We start from the raw sequence: 20,264 nt of genomic DNA on the forward strand, positions 1-20,264 counted from the left end.
CAGACCGGCGGCGCCCTTGACGGGACGTCACACGTGCGGCGGCTCCACGTCCGAGTCGAGCCGAAGCCCCGCCTTCACCGCCACGGTCGTCGGGTGCTCCTCCCCCAGCGTCGCCCTGGCCCGGCGGATGCAGTCCGCCCGCAGCTCGGCCGCCCGCTCGGTCTGGCCCGCCGTGGCGAGCGACAGCGAGAGGTTGGAGTTGATCCCGATCGAGTCGTAGTGGTCCGGCCCCAGCGTCGCGGTCATGAGGGGCGCCGCCTCCAGTTCGAGGGCCAGCGCCTCCTGCGTCTCCCCGGCCAGGGCCAGGTCGTTCGCGTGGTTCATCATCGCGATCGGGATGTACAGGTGGTGATCCCCGAGGACCGTCCGGAACTGTGCCAGGGTCCGCCCGGACAGCGCCTTCGCCTCCTCGCCCCGGCCCGCCAACCGCAGGTACACCGAGAGGTTGTTGGCGCCCGCGAGCGTCACCGGGTGGTTCTCGCCCAGGTAGTCCCGGTACCGCGCGAGGGCCCGCTCGGCGAGCGGGATGGCCCGCTCGGTGAGGCCGAGGGCGTTGAGGTCGCTGGCCAGGTTGGTGGCGGCGGCGAGGGTGTCGGGGTGCTCGGGGCCGTTGATGTCCAGGTAGCGCTGGTAGATGTCCTCGTCTATCTCCAGGGCCTCGTTGTAGCGGCCGGCCCGCCGCAGGGCCACGGCGAGGTTCTTGCGGGCGCGGAGGGTGTCGGTGTGGCCGTCGCCGATGGTCTGCTGGTAGATCCGGACGGTCTCCTCCAGCAGGTCCAGGGCCTCCCGCAGGCGGCCGGTCTCACGCAGGTCGCGCGCGTAGTTGGAGGCGGACGACAGCGCGTAGAGGCTGTGCGCGCCGAGGGCGTCGCGCTGCTGGAGGTAGTTGCTGCGGTGGCGCTCCAGCGCCGCCCGGCGGTCCCCCGCGAGGTAGTCGGAGACGGCCAGGTTGTTGGTGATCATGAGCGTTCGCGGGTGGTCGGGCCCCAGGGTGCGACGGGCCGCGTCCAGGGTGCGGCGGTCCAGCGCCCTGGCCTCGTCGTAGCGGCCGAGGAAGCGCAGGTCGGCGCCGAGGCTGTTGGCGACGGCGAGGGTGTGCGAGTGCTCGGGGCCGAGGGTCGCGGTGAACCGGTCCAGGATGTCGCGGTCCATCTCGTACGCCTCCTGGAGGGCGCCCTGGGACCGCCGGATGTTGCTGAGCTGGGTGCGCAGCATGAGCGTCTGGGCGTCGTTGTCGACGTCGAAGCCGGGTCCGCCGTAACCGTCCCGCCCCCAGTGGTCGAGCGTCCGCTCGGCGAGTTCCCGGCCCGACTCGTGCAGGCTGCGCTTCCACTGGTAGCGGACGGAGTCGATGATCCACTGCCGGACGTCCTCGTCGGCGCTGTCGACGGCGCCGGAGGGCCACAGGTGGGGCAGGAGTTCCGCGTACTCGGCCCAGTTGGCGGGGACGTCGGGGTCGCCGGGGTTGGCGGTGGCGAGCGCCGCGTGGACGACGCCGCGCAGTTCGGCCCGCCGCTCCTCCTCGACCTGGTCCCGGAGCACGGCCTGGACGAGCCGGTGGACGGTGATGGTCTCGCTGCCCTGGTCGGTGCGGGCGAGCCCGAACCGGTTGATGGCGCGCAGGAATTCGCCGATCGCGAGCTTGTCGCGGGGCGCGCGCGGGGGCAGCCGCAGGGCCCGGGTGACGGCGCGGCTGTAGAGCAGCCGCATGGGGATGGCGTCGGGGCCGAAGAAGGCGCAGATCTCCAGGATCTGGGCGGCCGGGGCGTTCATCCGGCGCAGTTCCTCGACCGAGATGCGCCAGGTGGCCGCGGCGGAGTGCGGGTAGTCGGCGGTGCGCAGCGCGGTGCGCTCCAGCATCTCGGTGAGCTCTTCGTCGAGCAGTTCGAGGTAGGTGGCGATCGGCATGGACGTCTCCTGCAGCCAGACGGCCGCCTGGCCGACGGCGAGGGGCAGGTCGCCGAGGCGGTGGGCGACCTGGTCGGCGTCCTCCAGGGAGAGGCCGCTGTTGAAGCGGCGCAGCAGCCGGATGCTCTCCTCGCGGAGGAAGACGTCGACCTCGACGAGCCCGGCGTGCCGGGCCCAGCCCTGGTTGCGGGAGGTGATCAGGACGTGCCCGCCGGAGGAGCCGACCGGCTGCCAGGGGGCGAGTTCCTCGGGGGTGCCGGCGTTGTCGAAGACGAGCAGCCAGCGGCGGTAGGGCTGGCCGCGGCGCAGCGCGTCGAGGACGGCGGCGGCGGTGTGCGCGACGTCGTCGCTGGTGGGCACGCCGAGCCGCGGGGCGAGTTCGGCGAGCTTCTGCGGGATGTTGGCGGGCTCCTCGGCGGGCACCCACCAGACGACGTCGTAGGCGGCCTTGAAGCGGTGTGCGTACTCGGCGGCGATCTGCGACTTGCCGGCGCCGCCGAAGCCGTACAGGACCTGGCTGAGCACGGCGCCCGGGCCGCCGGTGAAGCGGTTGCGGAGCAGTTCGAGGAGCTTGCCGCGGCCGATGAAGGAGGCGTTGCGCGAGGGCGCCTCCTGGACCTGCGGGGCGGTGCCGGGGAAGCGGGCGGGGGCGAGGAACTCGCCGCTGTCGGAGTCGGACTGGCGGGCGCTGCCGGGCGGCGGGCCGAGCTCGCCGTAGAGCTGGGACTCGGCGGCCACGGCGGAGGAGCGGACGAGGTCGGGCGCGGCCTGGCCGATGAACGGGCGGGGCACCGGCTCGTCCGAGTCCTGCAGCCGCAGGGCGACGAGGGCCGGGGAGCCGGAGGCGAGTTCGCGGCCCTGGAGCAGTTGCCAGACCTCGGCGGCGCGGGGCAGCGCGGTGTACTCGGGCGAGAGCAGGGCGAGCAGCCGGCCCTGGCCGTCGAGCGGCCCGGCGACCTCGGGCGGGCGGCCGCCGGTGTACGGCTCGGCGGCGTTGTGCAGGGAGGCCTGGTAGCCGAAGCGGGTGAGGGTGCCGGCGGCCCACTCGGCCCACATCCGGTCCTCGGGCGCGTAGCTGACGAAGACCTGTCGGGGCACGGCGCGGGCGGAGCGCAGGTAGGCGCCGTAGAGGCGGCGGCGGGTCTCGGAGCTGAGCGGACGCAGGGTGCGGACCCTGCCGTCGGTGATCCAGCCGGCCAGCCGCTCGAAGGCGTTGAGCAGGCTGCGGGCCTCCTGGGGCCGGTCGGCGACGGTGGCGGGCACCTCCTCGTAGGCGTAGAACGGCTTGTACGGCACCTCGACGTCGGCCCAGTAGCCGGCCCGGCGTTCGGCGGGCAGCCAGCGGCCCAGGTAGGGCGCGAAGGCCTCCCGGGCGTAGTCGCGGCCGGCTTCGAGGCGCTCCTGCTCGGCGTCCTCGACCCGCATCGGCACCGGCAGGACGCGGATGGCCCGTTCCTCGGCCTCGGCGATGGCCCGGGCGGCGTCGACGCCGCCGCGGATGTTCTGGGCGCTGAAGGTGAAGCAGTCGACGACGGCGTCGGGCATCAGGACGGTGCAGATGCCGGAGGTGTCGCTGACGCCGGTGCGGCTGTCGATGAGCACGTAGTCGTACGCACGGGACCAGCGTTCGCGCAGTTCGCGCAGGAACTCGCCGCCGCGGATGTCCCGCCCGTGGTAGAAGCTGCGCCAGTTGAAGCTGGTGACGGCGGCGGCGTAGGCGGCGTTCTGCCGGCCGGCCGGGAGGAAGTCGAGGCGCCCGCCGGCCGGAAGGTCGAGGGCGAGGCCGCAGACGTAGGCGTCCAGCCGGCCCGGCTCGTCGAGCCAGGCGGCCGGGGGCAGGCCGCTCGGTCCGACGGCGGAGGGCAGCGCCTGCTTGACGTAGGAGCGCAGGAGGTCGATCAGGCCCTCGGTGGAGTGGAGTTCGGGGTCGACCAGCAGCGGGTGGTAGTAGCGGTGGAGACCGGGCGCCTCCAGGTCCCAGTCGACGACGAGGACGCGCAGGCCACGACTGGCGAGGATCCAGCCGACGTTGGCGAGGGCCATGGTGCGGCCGGTGCCGCCCTTGAAGGAGTAGAACGTGACGACCGATCCCGGTCCGCCGCGGGCCGGCTCTGTTCCGGACTCAGTGATCATCGTCCTGGTCTCCCCTCAGGGGCGCTGCGTCGTCGTGGTGGTCGCGCGGGTGCGGCACGTCGGGCGGGTTGGGCCCGCGCCCCGGTTCCCGTGGCGGGGTCCGCGGGGCCGGCTGCGGACCGGACGGGATGGCCAGCCCGGGGATCGCCCGTTCGCCGGTGCCGCCGGGGCCGAAGCCGAATGCGCCGCCGTCATCGTCCCCCCAGTCCAGGTTGTCGTCCATGAGCTTGTTCTGGGCGACCGTCACCATGATGGTGAGGTCGGAGTCGAAGTTCTCCCGGTTCACCTTGACCCGGAAGAGGTGCTCCGGGTCGCTCCGGCGCAGCCAGTTGCGGCGGAACACGCCGCGCACGCCGGCCCAGAGCGCGTCGCGCTCCCGCTCCGGGTCGCCGCTGCCCATCGGGACCATCACGCCGGTGACGGGGTGGTTCTGGTCGTCGTACTCGCGCAGCGCGGCGCGGTAGCGGACGTGCCCGGCCACCCAGGGGTCCACCAGCAGGACGCTGACCTGGCTGTCCTCGCGGGCCTGGTCGAGCTTCTCGCCGAGGCCCGTGCCGATCTCCTCCAGGGTGGTGGTGTGCCCGGCGGCGGTGATCACCTGCTGGGCGCGCACCGCGAGGGAGGGCGTTCTGGGCGGGTGGTAGGGCGCCCAGTGCCAGGGCTTGGCCCCGTACCAGCCGCCGGCGTAGGAGCCGCCCTCGGCGGCGGCCTCCGAGGCCCGGCCGGCCGCGATGAACAGCCGGACCATGCCCGCGCCGGCCGTGGCCTCCACCGGCTGCGGGCCGGGGAAGTAGCCGCGCACGGCGCCGAGGTCGAAGTCGGCGAGCTCGGTGAGGCGGCGGGCGGCCGCGTCGCGGACGCGCTCGGCGACGACCTTGACGACCTGCCGGTAGGCGTCGCCCTGCGGCCCGGTGCGCAGCAGCGCGCGCAGGCCGTACCGCGCGTAGGCCTCGCCCATGTCCGGCTGGGCCCACTGGATCTTGGTGACCTCGGCGGCCAACTCGCCCGGGACGACGGGCTCCCAGAGCACCGGGACCAGCGCCGGGATGAGCTCGCCGGTGTCCTCGTGGTGACGCCGGACGCGGCCGCGGAAGGCGGTCCACTCCTTGCCGCAGTAGAGGCTGGCGAAGTAGGCGGGCGAGTAGAGCGCGACCATCGTGCGGCTGCGGCCCAGCATGGTGGCGAGCTGCTCGGCCCAGTCGTCGCCGACGCGCAGCTGCTCGGTGTCGCGGTACGCCAGTTCATCGGCGCGGGCCGCGGGTTCGATGCGGCCGAGCTCGTCCCTCAGGTCGTTGAAGAACTGGTCGACGAAGGCGTCCTCCGCCTCGAAGTCCACACGGGCGTAGCTGAAGAAGAAGTAAGGCTGAAGCACTCTGTCCCCCGAGGCCCTACGGTGTCGCGACGGCGCTGGTTTCATACCCAGCATGTCGTGAACTCCACCGGTCGCGCGGGGAAGTTGGCGAACTCGGAGGCTCCGGGGGGTTTAACGGGTGGTGGGGCGCACGCCCCGGCCGGTCCCGCTACCGCCCTCGCTACCGGCCGAGCGCCGACTGGAACGCCGCGAGCGGTTCCGCGCCGGGGGTCAGCGCGTCCGCGACCACCCGGCGCAGCAGGTCGCCGAGGACGGTGTCGGGCAGCGCGTCGAGTTCGTCGAGCGGCAGGGCGGTGACGTCGACCAGGTCAGAGCCGAGTCCAGCGGCGGTTTCCGCACCGGTGACGCCCATCAGTCCCTCACTCGATCGTGTCGGCACGGCGGGCTGGTGCCCCGGTGGGATCCGACCCAGGTCCGCGCGGGCAGAATGCTACTACGCCGCACCTTGATCATGACGGACCGTCAGGACGACTGCGCGGCCGCGCCCGCCCCGCCCTCACGGGCAGAGGCGTTCGACGCGCCAGCCGGTGGGGGCGGCGGGGTCGGCGAGGTAGCGGAGGCGGTCGTGGAGGCGGTTCTCGCGGCCCTGCCAGAACTCGACGCTCTCGGGGACCACCCGGTAGCCGCCCCAGAACGGCGGGACGGGCACGCCCTCGCCCTCGGGGTAGCGGCGTTCGAGTTCGGCGTAGCGCCGTTCGAGGACCTCGCGGCCGGCGACCGGACTGGACTGCTCACTGGCCCAGGCGCCGAGCTGGGAGCCGTGCGGGCGGGTGCGGAAGTAGGCGGCGGTCTCGTCCCGGCCGACCTTCTCCACCCGGCCCTGGACGATGACCTGGCGGGCCAGCGCGATCCAGGGGAAGAGCAGGGCCGCGTGCGGGTTGGCCGAGAGCTCCGCGCCCTTGGTGGAGCCGTAGTTGGTGAAGAAGACGAAGCCGCGCGCGTCGTAGCCCTTGAGCAGGACGGTGCGCGAGTTGGGCCGCCCCTGGGCGTCCGCGGTGGAGAGCACCATGGCGTTGGGCTCGACCACGCCGGCGTCGGCCGCCTCGTGGAACCAGCGGGTGAACTGGCCGATCGGGTCGGGCGCGAGCCACTCCTCGACCAGGCCCTCGTGGGTGTAGTGCTTGCGCATCACCGTGAGGTCCGGGCCCGGCCGGGCCTCCTCGGCCGGGTTCCGGGTGGCGGGGCTCAGGGGCGTCGACTGGGCGCGTTCCGGGGTCTGCACGCCAACATCATCCCGTACGACAAGCAACCGGCACCGCTACCTCGAGACAAACCCCGGTGGGAGATAAGGTGGCTCGCCACCGCTTGGCCGCCCGTCGTACGGTGATTCGTCCGGAACGCGGCTTTCGGTTCCGGAGATTCCCGGGCACGACCGGCCCTCGACGGAAAAGTCAAGCGGGCCCGCGGGAAACATCACCACGGTGGTGTATGGCGCAATGCACCCCGTGCCTGCCACTCTGGCACCGAGTGCCAACCACCAATCGGTCACTGGCGTGCCGCCCCACCACGGCGGAGCGCCGATCGCAGAACTGAAGGAGCCGTCGCATGTCCGACTTCGTACCCGGGCTTGAGGGAGTCGTCGCGTTCGAGAGCGAGATCGCGGAGCCCGACCGCGAGGGCGGCGCCCTGCGCTACCGCGGTGTCGACATCGACGACCTGGTCGGCAAGGTCTCCTTCGGCCACGTCTGGGGCCTGCTGGTGGACGGCAAGTTCAACCCCGGCCTGCCGGCCGCCGAGCCCTTCCCGATCCCGGTGCACTCCGGTGACATCCGGGTCGACGTCCAGTCCGCGCTCGCCATGCTCGCCCCGGTCTGGGGCCTCAAGCCGCTGCTCGACATCTCCGCCGAGCAGGCCCGCGACGACCTCGCCCGCGCGGCCGTCATGGCGCTGTCCTACGTCGCCCAGTCCGCCCGCGGCCAGGGCCTGCCGATGGTCCCGCAGAGCGAGATCGACAAGGCCGAGACGGTCGTCGAGCGGTTCATGATCCGCTGGCGCGGCGAGCCGGACCCCAAGCACGTCAAGGCCGTCGACGCGTACTGGACCTCCGCCGCCGAGCACGGCATGAACGCCTCGACCTTCACCGCCCGCGTCATCGCCTCCACCGGCGCCGACGTCGCCGCCGCGCTGTCCGGCGCGGTCGGCGCGATGTCCGGCCCGCTGCACGGCGGCGCGCCGTCCCGCGTGCTCGGCATGATCGAGGAGATCGAGCGCACCGGCGACGCCGTCAAGTGGGTCAAGAACGCGCTGGACAAGGGCGAGCGCCTGATGGGCTTCGGCCACCGCGTCTACCGCGCCGAGGACCCGCGCGCCCGCGTGCTGCGCCGCACCGCCAAGGAGCTCGGCGCACCGCGCTTCGAGGTCGCCGAGGCGCTGGAGAAGGCCGCGCTGGAGGAGCTGCACAACCGCCGCCCGGACCGCGTCCTCGCCACCAACGTCGAGTTCTGGGCCGCCATCATGCTGGACTTCGCCGAGGTCCCCGCGCACATGTTCACCTCGATGTTCACGTGCGCGCGCACGGCGGGGTGGTCGGCGCACATCCTGGAGCAGAAGCGCACGGGCCGGCTCGTGCGCCCCTCCGCGCGCTACATCGGCCCCGGCGCGCGTCGCCCCGAGGAGATCGAGGGCTGGGACGCCATCGCGCACTGAGCACTCGGGTCGCCGGCTGCGCCGCCCTGACGCACCGCCCCTGACCAGCGGGTCCGGCTCCGGCCGGGCCCGCTGCGGCGTGTCCGGGAGCAGTCGAGATCACAGTCTCAGGACCCGGACGACCGTATCCCCGTCGGCGGCCCGGCCGGTAGGCTGCGGCGCGTGGCTCAGATCCAGATCCCCGCTGACATCAAGCCCGCAGACGGCCGTTTCGGCTGCGGACCGTCCAAGGTGCGCCCCGAGGCCCTGAGTGCCCTCGCCGCCACCCAGACCTCCCTGCTCGGCACCTCCCACCGCCAGGCCCCGGTGAAGAACCTGGTCAAGCGCGTGCGCGAGGGCGTGAGCAGGCTGTTCTCGCTGCCCGAGGGCTACGAGGTGGTGCTCGGCAACGGCGGCTCCACCGCCTTCTGGGACATCGCCGCCTTCGGCCTGGTGCGGGAGAAGTCCCAGCACCTGGACTTCGGCGAGTTCTCCTCGAAGTTCGCCTCCTCGGTCAGGGCCGCGCCGTGGCTGGCCGAGCCGAGCGTGATCAAGACCGCTCCGGGCACCCACCCGCTGCCGGTCGCCGAGGCCGGTGTGGACGTCTACGGCCTCACCCACAACGAGACCTCGACCGGCGTCGCGATGCCGATCAAGCGCCCCGCGGGCGCGGACGAGGGCTCGCTGGTGCTGGTGGACGCCACCTCGGGCGCCGGCGGCCTGCCGGTCGACATCACCGAGACCGACGTCTACTACTTCGCCCCGCAGAAGTCCTTCGCCTCCGAGGGCGGCCTGTGGCTGGCCACCTTCTCCCCGGCCGCCCTGGAGCGCGCCGCCGAGATCGCCGCCTCCGGCCGCTACGTCCCGCCGTTCTTCTCGCTGCCGACGGCCATCGACAACTCGTCGAAGGACCAGACGTACAACACCCCGTCGCTCTCCACGCTGTTCCTGCTGGCCGACCAGCTGGAGTGGCTGAACGGCAACGGCGGGCTCGACTGGGCCGTCGCCCGTACGGCTGATTCCTCCTCCCGCCTGTACGGCTGGGCCGAGAAGTCCTCCTACGCGACCCCGTTCGTCGCCAACCCGGCCGAGCGCTCGCAGGTGGTCGGCACGATCGACTTCGACGAGTCGGTGGACGCCGCCGCGGTCGCGAAGGCACTGCGTGCCAACGGCATCGTGGACACGGAGCCGTACCGCAAGCTCGGCCGCAACCAGCTGCGCATCGCGATGTTCCCGGCGATCGACCCGGCGGACGTCGAGGCGCTCACGCAGTGCATCGACTACGTGGTCGAGGCGCTCTGACACCCGGCCGACCCGACGACGAGAGGGCCACCGCGCGCGTGCGGTGGCCCTCTCGTCCTTGCCGCCGGGTTCTGCTCGCCGGGGTGCCGCCGCTACCGGTTGACCAGCGAGCCGACCAGGACGACGACCAGCAGGAGCACCAGGGTGCCGGTCACGATGCGCATACGAGTCTTGGGATCCACGGTCAACGAGCGTACCTCCGGCTCACCCCTGGCTAGACGCCGAGTCCGGCCCCGCCGGTGGCGTCGATGTTCTGGCCGGTGATCCACCGGGAGTCGGCGGAGGCCGGGAGGGCGGAGCTGGAGCAGGTCGCGGCCGCCGCGGTGCGCGCCTGGCCGTAGGCCTGCGGGGCACCCCTAGGAGGCGGCCCAGCGCGCCAACGGCCAGGCGCGGACGGTCTCGTAGTGCGCGAAGCCGCCGTCCAGATCGCTCTTCATCAGGTGCAGCTCGGCGGCCTCCCACCGCGGCCCCCGGTAGTCGGCCAGCGCGGCCACCAACCCCTCCAGCTCAGCCGCCGCGACCCGCTGGACGGCCCTCCGGTGCCCGCGCGACGACCCGGCCCGGGCGAGCGTGAGGTGCGGGTGGAAGGCGAACGCGTCCACCTCGCCGGTGATGTCCGCGGTGGCCTCGTTCACGGCCTCGGCGAGCCGGCGCAGCGCCCAGGCCTGCCCCTCGACCCCGACCCAGAGCACGCGGTCACCGAACCGGCCGGCCCCGGCCAGCCGCAGTTCGTGCGCCGGGTGGGCCTCGGCGACGGCGGCCAGGGCCGTCTCCAACTCCGGCAGGCGGTCCTCCGGCACCTGCCCGAGGAAGGCCAGCGTCAGGTGCCAGCCCTCGACCGTGGTCCACCGCAGCCGGTCCGCCCCGGGCAGTCCGCGCACCGGCGCCACCGCGTCGGAGAGCCCCTGCAACGCCTCGACCGGCGGGAGCACCGCCACGAACAATCTCATACAGCCAATCTTCCTTCCGATGCGAGGCACCCGGGGCATCTTCCGCGGAGCCGTCGTCTGCACTAGAACTCTCTGCATGAAGATCCGCAACGGGGGCCCCGAAGACGTGCCCGACCTGCTCGCCCTGCTCGACGGCGCCGTGGCCTGGCTGGCCGGTCAGGGCCGCACCGGCCAGTGGGGCGACCGGCCCTTCTCCACCGTCCCGGCCCGGGTGGCGCACGTCGAGAAGTACGGCCGCGAGCCCTTCCTGATGCGCCTCGCCGTGGACGACGAGGGCCGCACCGTCGGCGCGTGCGTCCTGTCCGAGGAGCGCGGGCAGCACATCCCCGCCGTGGACGAGCGCGAGCTGTACGTCCGCAACCTGGTGACCGACCGCACCCGCAAGGGCTCGGGCATCGGCGCCGCGCTGATCGCCGACGCGCTCGACGAGGCCCGCCGACGCGGCATCGGCCTGCTCCGGGTGGACTGCTACGGCGGCGACGACCGCAAGCTGGTCGGCCGGTACCGGGCCCTCGGCTTCACCGAGACCGAGTCCTTCGAGGTCGAGCAGCCGAACGGCGTGTGGGTCGGCCAGGTCCTGGAGATCCGGCTCTAGGGGGCACCCCGGGTACCCCACAGGCCTCGGGGGCGTTGCCGCACCCGAGGCCTGACGATCCATCAGCAGGCGGCCGCCAGCTGGGACTTGGACGTGGTCCGGGTCCGCGGCACGACGGCCACCACCCGGCCGCCGCGGCCCGGGTGCAGGTCGAAGCGCACCTTCAGGTCCGCGCTGCGGGCGAGCACCAGGCCCACCGCGCCGGCCGCCAGCGCGGACACCAGCCCGCAGGCCAGCAGCCCGAGCCGGGGACCGTACGAGGCGGTGACCCAGCCCACGATCGGCGCGCCGATCGGCGTGCCGCCGGTGAAGACCAGCACCAGCAGGCCCATCACCCGACCCCGCATCTCGGGGTCGGTGGCCAGCTGCAGCATCGAGTTGACCGAGGTGTTGAAGCTCAGCCCGAACACCCCGATCAGCGTCAGCAGCGCCGCGAAGGTCCAGTAGTCCGGCGCGAACGCGGCCACGACCTCCAGCGCGCCGAAGCCCAGCGCCGCCGCGACCAGTCCGCGCAGGCGCGGCGCGCCCCGGCGGGCCGCGAGCAGCGCGCCGGCCAGCGAACCGACCGCCATCGCGGTGTTCAGCAGGCCGTACTGCCCGGCGCCCACCTTGAAGGTGTCGTGCGCGAAGCCGGACAGCAGCGTCGGGAAGTTGAAGCCGAAGGTGCCGATGAACCCGGCGAGCACCATCGGCCAGAGCAGCTCGGGCCGCTCCTTCACGTACCGCAGCCCCTCGCGCAGCTGCCCCTTCTCGCGGGCGATCGGCTCGGTGGGGCGCAGCTCGCTCTCCCGCATCGCGAGCAGTCCGCCGATCACGGCGGCGAAGGACAGCGCGTTGACGGCGAACGCCCAGCCGCTGCCGACCGCGGCGATCAGCAGGCCCGCGACGGCGGGGCCGACCAGGCGCGCGGTCTGGAAGTTGGCGGCGTTCAGGCTGACCGCGTTGGCGAGGTCCTTCGGGCCGACCATCTCGGACACGAAGGCCTGCCGGGTCGGGTTGTCCACCACGGTGACCAGGCCGAGCAGCAGGGCGAAGGCGTACACGTGGTACGGCGTCACGACGCCGCCGATCGTCATGACGGCGAGGCCCGCGGCGAGCAGGCCCATGGCGCCCTGGGTGTAGATCAGCAGCCGGCGCTTGGGCATCCGGTCGGCGAGCACGCCGCCGAACAGGCCGAGCAGCAGCATCGGCAGGAACTGCATCGCGGTGGTGATGCCGACGGCGAGCGGGCTGCCGGTGAGGCTGAGCACCAGCCAGTCCTGGGCGATCCGCTGCATCCAGGTACCGGTGTTGGAGACCACCTGGCCGGCGAAGTAGTAGCGGTAATTGCGAACGCGCAGTGAGGAGAACATCCCCCGGGGCCGGGTGAAGTCGGCGCCTGTGGGGGACGTGGCCGAGTGGCTTCGGCCGGGAGCGGCGGAGTCCGCCGCGGTGCGTTCGTCGGGGTCGTCGTCGCCGTTGCCCGGCAGCCCCGTGGGGGCGGGTGCCTGGCTGTCGGCGGTCGCGGCGCTGGCCGCGGCGGGGTCGGTGGTCGGCTCGTCGGTACGGATGGCGGCGGCGGCTGCGGCCGGCGGTGTCACGGTGTTCTCCCCTCGCGGCGCGACGGCCCGTACAACGGCCGTCGCGCTCCTGGTGTTCGTGGTCGGTCCTGCGGTGATGCGGTGCTCCTTCTTCCCCGGCCGGCCGGCCGGACTGGGTGTGCCTAGAGGTGTGCGAGCTTGTAGAGCACGGGCGCGGCCTCCCGGAGGACGGCCCATTCCTCCTCGTCGAGCCCCTCGGCGAGCTCGGCGAGCCAGGCGTTGCGACGCCGGCGGCTCTCCGCCAGGATCGCCTCGGCCTGCTCGGTGCTGCTGACGACCACCTGGCGGCGGTCCTCGGGGTGCGGCTCGCGCCGCACGAGCCCCTTCTCCTCCAGCATCGCGACGATCCTGGTCATCGAAGGCGGCTGCACGTGCTCCTTCCGGGCGAGCTCACCCGGCGTGGCCTTCCCGCACCGGGCGAGGGTGCCCAGCACCCCCATCTCGGTAGGGCTCAGCGACTCCTCGACCCGCTGGTGCTTGAGCCGGCGGGAGAGGCGCATCGTGGACGATCGCAGCTGGTTGACCGCTACGAGGTCCTGCTCGGACATCTCGGGCATGGTCTTTAGCTTACGTCATTACTCTCGCTAACGAAAATCGGTTCCCGCGCTCCCCACCCTCCCCTCCGGCCACCGACGGCCACCGGCGGCCACCGGCGGCCACCCGACGGCCATCCCACGGCCACCCGACGGCCACCGCCGCGCCGGAAGATCGCCCCGGTGCCATATTGGACATAGGTCTCGACTCCCAGAAGGGCCGACCAGACATGTCCGACCTCGCCGCCGACCAGGCCGCCCCGAACGCCACCGGCTTCGCCCGGCTCGCCCTGGTCACCATCGACTGCGCCGATCCGGTCGCGCTGGCCGGGTTCTACGGCGAACTGCTCGGCTGGGAGACCCGCCACGCGGACGAGCACTTCGCCATCCTCGACAACCCCGAGGGCGGCAGCCCGCTGGCCTTCGGGCGGGTCACCGGCTACCGGCCGGAGCCCTGGACGGAGCCGGACGGCGGCAAGCACTTCCACCTCGACTTCTACGTCGACGACCTCGACGAGGCCATCGGGCGCGCCCTGGAACTCGGGGCCACCGAGCCGACGTACCAGCACGGCCGGACGCTCAAGGTGCTGATCGACCCAGCCGGCCACCCGTTCGGACTAGCTCCCCTGGAGTAAGCCACGAACGGCCCCGACGGACCTGCGCAGAGGGTGTCAGGGATTGGTGCCAAGATCATGCAGACCCCGTAAAGATCCACGCTGACCTGGGACTTCACGAAAACCCCGAACATTGTGCCGATACCGGGCAGTGGCTACTGTGCCCGTTGTCAGGGGCACCACACGCCAGGTCTCCCCTCGGCGGACCCCCGTCCGTGCCCCCTCCGCACGCCTCCGCACGCGTTCCACCGGCCGTACCGTTCCTCCCGGCCGTCCCGCGTCCGCCCGAGCCCTGGCGCCCTCTTCCCCCTCATCCGTCCAGGGAGCTGTCATTGGGTGAGATCCACCATGCCGACCACGGCTGGATAACACCGGCGGTCTCGTACTTCGTCGCCTGCCTCGGCGCCTTCGTCGCCCTGCGCAGCGCCCGCTGGGCGCTCGTCTCACAGGGCCGCACCCGGGCCAACTGGTTGCTCTTCGCGGCCACTTCGCTCGGCGCCGGAATCTGGTCCATGCACTTCATCGCGATGCTCGGCTTCTCCGTCAGCGGCGTCGACATCACCTACCGGCCCGGACTGACGGTGCTCAGCCTGGTGGTCGCGATCGCCGTCGTGGGCGTCGGCCTGTTCACCGTCGGGTACAGCAGGCGCCCGGTGCTGTCGCTGCTCGCCGGCGGCCTGACCACGGGCCTCGGGGTCGCGGCGATGCACTACCTCGGCATGGCCGCGATGGTCCTGCCCGGACACGTGCACTACGACCGGACGACGGTCGGGCTGTCCGTCGGCATCGCCGTCTTCGCGGCGACGGCCGCGCTGTGGGCCGCGCTGAACATCCGCGGCACGCTGGCCGTCCTGGCGGCGGCGCCGGTGATGGGCGTCGCCGTGTGCGCGATGCACTACACGGGCATGTCGGCGCTCTCCGTCGACCTCGACTTCTCGCAGAACACCCAGGGCGGCGTGATGGCGCTGGAGTTCATCTTCCCGCTCGGGGTCGGCCTCGGCTGCTACGTGTTCTTCGGCGCGCTCGCCTTCGCGGTGTCGCCGAGCAAGAGCGTCACCCAACCGGTCGTCGTCGGCCACGCCGCACCACTGGCCGCACGCCGGCGCTGAGTGCTCGCCGACACTCAGCGCACGCACGGCGGAGGCCGGGCCCGCAGTCACCGGGCCCGGCCTCCGTCCGCGCGTCCCGCTACTCGGGCCGGCCGAGCAGCCCGGTCAGGTGCTCCGGCGTGGCCACCGGGCACGCCTTGCGGACGAAGTCCCGCCGCAGCCCGTGGTACGGCTCGCCCGCGCGGTAGAAGTTGGCGTGCATGTGCCGCAGTTCCTCCGCGCGGTGGTCGGCGAGCGGGCGCTCGTCCTCGTCCGCGGCCAGCCGGCGTTTCTTGTCGACCAGCCGCGCGGTGAGCTCCGGCGAGGCGGCGAGGCGGGCCGCCTCCCGGGCCACCCAGCGGCGGAAGCCGGCCGCGTCCCCACCCTCCGTGCGGTCCACCAGGCCGATTCCGCGGGCCTGTTCGGCCCCGACCGGCAGCGCCTCGGTGGTCAGCCGCCGCGCCCACTCGTCGCCGACCCGGCGCGGCAGGGTGTACGTCCAGTACTCGGAGCCGTACAGGCCCATCAGCCGGTAGTGCGGGTTGAGCACCGCCGACTCGCGGCACCAGACCTCGTCGGCGGCGAGCGCCAGCATCAGCCCGCCCGCGGCGGCGTTCCCGGCGAGGGCGGAGACGGTCAGCTTGTCGGTCGTGGTGAGGATCGCCTCGACCAGGTCGTCCATCGCGTTGATGTTCTCCCACGACTCCAGCGCCGGGAAGGACGCGCCCTCGATGACGTTGAGGTGGATGCCGTTGGAGTAGAAGTCCCGGGCAGCGCCGAGCACCAGCACCGAGGTGGGCCGGTCGGCGGCCGCGCGGTAGGCGGCGAGCAGGCGGCGGCACTGCTCGGTGCTCATCGCCCCGCCGGTGTGGGAGAACTCGAGGAAGCCGACGTCGCCGTCCTCGTGGTAGCGCAGCTCCGACCAGGTGTCCCGGCGGGCCGCCTCGGCCGGGGTCACCGGCACCTCGCGGACGCGGTGGAGCTCGTCGGCGAGCACGGTCGCGGCGGGCAGCTTGAAGGTGGCGGGTCCGCCCGGGGTGCGGCGCGGGCGCAGCTGCGGGATCCACACGGCGCCGTCCACGGTGGCCCGGCAGATCGCGCCGTCGCGGGTCGCCAGCACCGCGCCCGGCACCGGGCCGCGCAGCTGGTCCTCGGCGTGGCCGCCGTGCAGGAAGAACTCGCGGCCGTACAGCTCGTCGAGCACGCCGGGCTGGGAGTCGGCGGCGCGGAGCTTGCGGAGCACGGTGGCGGTGTCGTCGGCGGACCAGTCGATCCGGCGCGCGTCCTGCCGCAGGAACGGGCGCAGCCGGCCGCGGACGTCGGGCCGGTCGTAGTCGAGCGGCTCGGGGGTGAACAGCCCGCCCTCGAAGCGCTGGACGGCCAGCAGGACGGCCTCGACGGCGGCGTCGGCCACCTCGTTGCGGTACAGCTCGCTCTTGCCGCAGGCCGGGACGTCGAAGTCGACCGACGCCCAGATGTCGCCCGCGTCCATCTCCCCGACGGCCTGCAGGACGGTGACGCCCCAGCGCTCGGCACCCTCGGTGATCGCCCAGTCCAGCGAGGACGGGCCCCGGTCGCCCTTGGGGCCCGGGTGCACGATGAGGACGGTCCGGGCGCTCCAGACGTCCTCCGGGACGGCCCGGGTGAGCATCGGGCAGACGATCAGCTCGGGGTCGATGCGGTCCACCGCGGTCCGCACCTGCTCGTCCCCGAGGGCGAGCTGGACGGCGACCTGGTGGCCGCGCCCGCGCAGTTCGGCGTGGACGCGCTGGGTCAGGCTGTTGAACGCACTGGCGATCAGGAGAATGCGCAAGGGGGCCTCCGACGGGGACTGGGGGTCGCGCGCGGAGGCGATGAAACCAGGACATGGACACGTAATGATTACGGTCGGCCCGCCCCCGCCCGACCCTCACGCACCCTGCACACCTGTGCCCCCGCACGGCACACGCTTCGCGGGATCTCCCCAGCCCCTCCCCGGAGTTGACTTCCCCCGTTCCCCGGAACGGGGTTATCGGGGGAAGGCCCGGCGGGCCCGCCAGGTGGTGTGCTCGCGGGAGACCGCGTCCTCGGCCTCGGCGGCCAGGCGGGCCCAGCGGACCTCCGCGTCGGGCGCCCGGAGGTCGAGGTCGGAGAGCTGGTTGCCGACGTTCTCCAGCTCGCGGGCGGCCAGCTGGTAGGCGGCGGCCAGCGGGCGGAGCTGCTTGAGCTGCGTCCAGGCGATGATCGACGCCGCGGCGGCCGAGCTGGCGCCGAAGACGTGCACCTGCAGCGCGCCGGTCGCCTGCGCGATGGCCGCCGCCGCGCCGATGATGATCAGCGCCGCGATGCCGAGCCCCCACGACACCGCCTGCGACTCGCACGCCTCGGCCCGGGAGCGGTACCAGGTGCGCTGGCTCTCGACCCGGGTGCGGAGGTAGAGCGTCCGGCGGGCGGTGAGCGAGCCGGCCCTGGCCAGCCGCATCTCGGGGGTGATCTCGGGGACGGTGCCGGGCGGCACGATCTCCTGGTCCTCGAAGGCCCGCATCACGTCTTCGAGCTGCAGCAGGTAGCCGCGGTCCACGTCGGGCGAGTCCGCCTCGCCGTCGAACGGGCGCGCGCGCACCGAGTACTTCCAGGCGAGCGTCTTCACCGACTCGGCCGCCGCCCTGGCCTCGTACCAGCGGCCCTGCGGGTTGCTGCGGCGCAGCCGGGACCAGAAGTAGCCGGCGATCAGGAAGGCCACCACCGAGAAGAGTGGCGCGATGTCGCCGTCGCCCGCCTTGTCCGGCCCCGGGAACGAGCCGATCACGGCGGCGATCACCAGCATCACGATCAGCCCGCGGTACCACCGGAGCGTCTCGCGCTGTCCGTCCAGCGAGGCCCTGTCCGCCGTCCAGAAGAGGTCCGGCAGCAGCTTGGCCTCGTCTCCCCCGGGCGGATCCTCTTGCACCATCGGTCGCGTCCCCTCCCCGTCGCCCCGTCCAGGCAGTATGCCCCTGGCCAACTCCGCTACACAGTCACCTTTTTGACACCTTTCTCCCGCGTCCGATTGCCCCTCCGGACCGGTAGCCGGTAGAACCCGTTGCATGCCCCTGCACTGGAAGCTCGTCATCGACTGCGCCGATCCGCTGCGCCAGGCCGCCTTCTGGGCCGCCGCCCTCGACTACGCCGTCGAGGACAACAGCGCCCTGGTCACCCGCCTCCTCGCGGCCGGCGCCCTCCCCCCGGAGGCCGTGACCGAGTTCGAGGGCCGCGCCGCCTTCCGCGCCCTTCTCGCCGTCCGCCACCCGGACGACCCGTTCGACCCGGCGACCGGCACCGGCCTGGGCCGTCGCATCCTCTTCCAGGCCGTGCCCGAGCCCAAGGAGGCGAAGAACCGCCTCCACCTCGACCTCCACCCCGGCCCCGAGGCCCGCGAGGCCACCGTCGCCCGCCTGTGCTCCCTCGGCGCCACCGTCCTGCGCCAGGTGAAGGAGAACGGCGGCGAGTGGACGGTGATGGCCGACCCCGAGGGCAACGAGTTCTGCGTCCAGTAGCGCGGCCGAAAAACGCCGCGGCCCCGCCCGCCACGGGGGAGGCCAGGGCCGCGGGTGCCGTGCGCCGTCAGAGCAGCCCGAGGGCCGGCAGCAGGTAGTAGAAGGTGAAGACTCCGGCCACCGCGTACATCGCGACCGGCACCTCACGTCCCCGACCGGCGGCAACGCGGAGGACGCAGAAGGTGATGAACCCGATGCCCAAGCCGTTGGTGATCGAGTACGTGAACGGCATCATCACGATCGTCAGGAACGCCGGGATCGAGAGGGTGTAGTCGGCCCAGTCGATCTCCTTGATCGAGTTGGCCAGGATCAGGAAGCCGACGGTGACCAGGGCCGGGGTGGCGGCCTGGGCGGGGACCATGGTGGCGAGCGGGGTGAGGAAGAGCGCCACCACGAAGAGCAGGCCCGTGACGATCGAGGCGAAGCCGGTCCTGGCGCCCTCGCCGACGCCGGCCGTGGACTCGACGAAGCAGGTGTTCGCGGACGCGGAGGTGGCGCCGCCGGCCGCCGTGGCGATGCCGTCGACCATGAGGATCCGGTTGATGCCCGGCAGGTCGCCCTTCTCGTCGAGCAGGTGGGCCTCGTCGGCGACGCCGAGGATGGTGCCCATCGCGTCGAAGAAGCACGACATGAGGACCGTGAAGACGAACAGCACGCCGGTCAGCACGCCGACCTTCTCGAAGCCGCCGAACAGGCTGACCTTGCCGACCAGCCCGAAGTCCGGGGCGGCGACCGGGTTGCCGGGCCACGCGGGGACGGTGAGGCCCCACTTGAGGGCCGGGATGTCGGCGAACTTGTCGATCACCACGGCGAGGGCGGTGCTGACCGCGATGCTGATGAGGATCGCGCCGGGCACCTTGCGGATCACCAGGACGAGGGTCAGCAGCAGGCCGACGACGAAGACCAGGACCGGCCAGCCGAGCAGGTGCCCGTTGCCGCCGAGCTGGAGCGGCACGGTGGTGTGGGCGGCGTCCGGGACACGGCTGACGAAGCCGGAGTCGACCAGCCCGACGAGGCTGATGAACAGGCCGATCCCGATCGCGATGGCCTTGCGCAGGCCGAGCGGCACGGCGTTCATGACCCGCTCGCGCAGCCCGGTGGCGACCAGCAGCATGATCGCGAAGCCGGCCAGGACGACCATGCCCATCGCGTCCGGCCAGGTCATCCTGGGTGCGAGCTGGAGCGCCACGATCGTGTTGACGCCGAGGCCGGCGGCCAGGCCGATCGGCACGTTGCCGATGACGCCCATCAGCAGGGTGGTGAGGCCCGCGGTGAGGGCGGTCGCGGTGACCAGCTGGGCGCTGTCCAGGTGGGTCCCGTTCAGGTCCGTGGCGCTGGCCAGGATGATCGGGTTGAGCACCAGGATGTAGGCCATGGTGAAGAAGGTGGCCACGCCGCCGCGGATCTCGCGCGGCAGGGTGGATCCGCGCTCGCTGATCCGGAAGAAGCGGTCGAGGGCGCCGGAGGGCGGTTCGGGCGCGGCGTCGGCGGGCTCGGGCGACTCGGTGGTCGGCTGGACCACAGGCATGCGTGCGTCCTCTGTGGGGGGCGGAGGAGAGGGGGCGGACGCCCTGGTCGACGGTGGCCGGGCGCAGAACTAAAAGTATGGTTTCCGGATCGCACCCGCGCTATCTTCGCGCGTAGAGCGCCGAGTCGCCCCGAGTGGACGCCGGATGATCCCCCGCGGGCCCACGCCCCGTACTCTAGGCCCCATGCCCAAGACCCCGCTGCACCCCTCCCCTCCGCCGCTGGAGGCCAACGACGTCGCGATCGTCGGCGGCGGCACGGTGCTGTGGTTCGTCGCCTTCCTGGTGCTGCTCCCCTTCCAGGGCACGCTCTCCGACCACGGCCACGGCACCTGGCCCTGGGTCTGCCTGTCCGGCGGACTGCTCGGCCTGATCGGCCTCTGGTACTGCCGCGCCCGTCGGGACGCGATCGCCCGCAGCCGCGCCGCCGACGCCTCGGCCGACGCCGCCGCCGACGCCGAAGGGGCGGGCCCGGACGGGGCCCCGTAGACCCCGGCCACCCGGTCGGACCGAATAGGCCTTT

17 protein-coding genes are annotated in these 20,264 nt (G+C 72.9%); 7 read left to right on the plus strand and 10 right to left on the minus strand.

What is annotated here, in order from left to right:
- Window positions 1-27: 27 nt before the first annotated feature.
- From fxsT to pdxH, 4 genes are all read right to left on the minus strand, one after another.
- Complete coding sequence (gene fxsT / locus PUR71_RS40100) at window positions 28-4,041, minus strand: FxSxx-COOH system tetratricopeptide repeat protein (protein WP_329932234.1); 4,014 nt, start codon at window positions 4,039-4,041, stop codon at window positions 28-30.
- On the minus strand, window positions 4,031-5,413 hold the full coding sequence (locus PUR71_RS40105; protein WP_329932235.1) for a TIR-like protein FxsC: 1,383 nt from the start codon (window positions 5,411-5,413) through the stop codon (window positions 4,031-4,033). Before PUR71_RS40105 ends, fxsT begins: the two co-directional genes overlap by 11 nt.
- A 160-nt stretch (window positions 5,414-5,573) precedes the next feature.
- On the minus strand, window positions 5,574-5,765 hold the full coding sequence (gene fxsA / locus PUR71_RS40110) for an FxSxx-COOH cyclophane-containing RiPP peptide (RefSeq protein WP_329932236.1): 192 nt from the start codon (window positions 5,763-5,765) through the stop codon (window positions 5,574-5,576).
- 144 nt (window positions 5,766-5,909) lie between these two features.
- A complete protein-coding gene (gene pdxH, locus PUR71_RS40115; protein WP_329932366.1) occupies window positions 5,910-6,542 on the minus strand; it encodes a pyridoxamine 5'-phosphate oxidase in 633 nt (210 codons plus the stop codon).
- Between the two features lie 416 nt (window positions 6,543-6,958).
- Between pdxH and PUR71_RS40120 the strand changes: the two genes are divergently transcribed.
- Both PUR71_RS40120 and serC read left to right on the plus strand, forming a co-directional pair.
- On the plus strand, window positions 6,959-8,059 hold the full coding sequence (locus tag PUR71_RS40120; RefSeq protein ID WP_329932237.1) for a citrate synthase 2: 1,101 nt from the start codon (window positions 6,959-6,961) through the stop codon (window positions 8,057-8,059).
- A gap of 162 nt (window positions 8,060-8,221) precedes the next feature.
- On the plus strand, window positions 8,222-9,340 hold the full coding sequence (gene serC / locus PUR71_RS40125; RefSeq protein WP_329932238.1) for a phosphoserine transaminase: 1,119 nt from the start codon (window positions 8,222-8,224) through the stop codon (window positions 9,338-9,340).
- 356 nt (window positions 9,341-9,696) lie between these two features.
- Here the strand turns inward: serC and thpR are convergent, their stop codons facing one another.
- Complete coding sequence (gene thpR, locus PUR71_RS40130) at window positions 9,697-10,290, minus strand: RNA 2',3'-cyclic phosphodiesterase (protein ID WP_329932239.1); 594 nt, start codon at window positions 10,288-10,290, stop codon at window positions 9,697-9,699.
- 76 nt (window positions 10,291-10,366) lie between these two features.
- Here thpR and PUR71_RS40135 point away from each other — a divergent pair, with 76 nt between their 5' ends.
- Window positions 10,367-10,885, plus strand: coding sequence for a GNAT family N-acetyltransferase (locus PUR71_RS40135; RefSeq protein WP_329932240.1), 519 nt, complete (start codon window positions 10,367-10,369; stop codon window positions 10,883-10,885).
- Window positions 10,886-10,947: 62 nt separating this feature from the next.
- Here PUR71_RS40135 and PUR71_RS40140 read toward each other — a convergent pair whose 3' ends face one another.
- On the minus strand, window positions 10,948-12,465 hold the full coding sequence (locus PUR71_RS40140) for an MFS transporter (RefSeq protein ID WP_443077745.1): 1,518 nt from the start codon (window positions 12,463-12,465) through the stop codon (window positions 10,948-10,950).
- Window positions 12,466-12,587: 122 nt separating this feature from the next.
- On the minus strand, window positions 12,588-13,022 hold the full coding sequence (locus PUR71_RS40145) for a MarR family winged helix-turn-helix transcriptional regulator (protein WP_329932241.1): 435 nt from the start codon (window positions 13,020-13,022) through the stop codon (window positions 12,588-12,590).
- A 206-nt stretch (window positions 13,023-13,228) separates the two neighbouring features.
- On the opposite strand from PUR71_RS40145, the gene PUR71_RS40150 reads away from it, so the two are divergent.
- On the plus strand, window positions 13,229-13,633 hold the full coding sequence (locus PUR71_RS40150; protein ID WP_329932242.1) for a VOC family protein: 405 nt from the start codon (window positions 13,229-13,231) through the stop codon (window positions 13,631-13,633).
- Window positions 13,634-13,944: 311 nt separating this feature from the next.
- Window positions 13,945-14,721, plus strand: coding sequence for an MHYT domain-containing protein (locus PUR71_RS40155; RefSeq protein ID WP_329932243.1), 777 nt, complete (start codon window positions 13,945-13,947; stop codon window positions 14,719-14,721).
- Window positions 14,722-14,800: 79 nt separating this feature from the next.
- Here PUR71_RS40155 and PUR71_RS40160 read toward each other — a convergent pair whose 3' ends face one another.
- Entirely contained in the window at window positions 14,801-16,513 is a 1,713-nt protein-coding gene (locus PUR71_RS40160) for a hydrogenase maturation protein (RefSeq protein WP_329932244.1), read from the minus strand.
- A 195-nt stretch (window positions 16,514-16,708) separates the two neighbouring features.
- On the minus strand, window positions 16,709-17,632 hold the full coding sequence (locus PUR71_RS40165) for a DUF4231 domain-containing protein (protein WP_329932245.1): 924 nt from the start codon (window positions 17,630-17,632) through the stop codon (window positions 16,709-16,711).
- A 133-nt stretch (window positions 17,633-17,765) separates the two neighbouring features.
- On the opposite strand from PUR71_RS40165, the gene PUR71_RS40170 reads away from it, so the two are divergent.
- The gene (locus PUR71_RS40170; RefSeq protein WP_329932246.1) at window positions 17,766-18,215 is read left to right on the plus strand and encodes a VOC family protein; all 450 of its coding nucleotides are present in this window, start codon (window positions 17,766-17,768) and stop codon (window positions 18,213-18,215) included.
- A 67-nt stretch (window positions 18,216-18,282) separates the two neighbouring features.
- On the opposite strand, the gene PUR71_RS40175 is transcribed toward PUR71_RS40170, so the two are convergent.
- Window positions 18,283-19,743: an NCS2 family permease gene (locus PUR71_RS40175; RefSeq protein ID WP_329932247.1), complete on the minus strand. Its 1,461-nt coding sequence runs from the start codon at window positions 19,741-19,743 to the stop codon at window positions 18,283-18,285.
- Window positions 19,744-19,927: 184 nt separating this feature from the next.
- On the opposite strand from PUR71_RS40175, the gene PUR71_RS40180 reads away from it, so the two are divergent.
- Window positions 19,928-20,230, plus strand: coding sequence for a DUF2530 domain-containing protein (locus tag PUR71_RS40180; protein ID WP_329932248.1), 303 nt, complete (start codon window positions 19,928-19,930; stop codon window positions 20,228-20,230).
- The last annotated feature ends 34 nt before the right edge of the window (window positions 20,231-20,264 follow it).

Origin of the sequence: Streptomyces sp. SP17BM10 (genome assembly GCF_036322405.1) — a bacterium.
In the GTDB taxonomy this organism is placed as follows: domain Bacteria; phylum Actinomycetota; class Actinomycetes; order Streptomycetales; family Streptomycetaceae; genus Kitasatospora.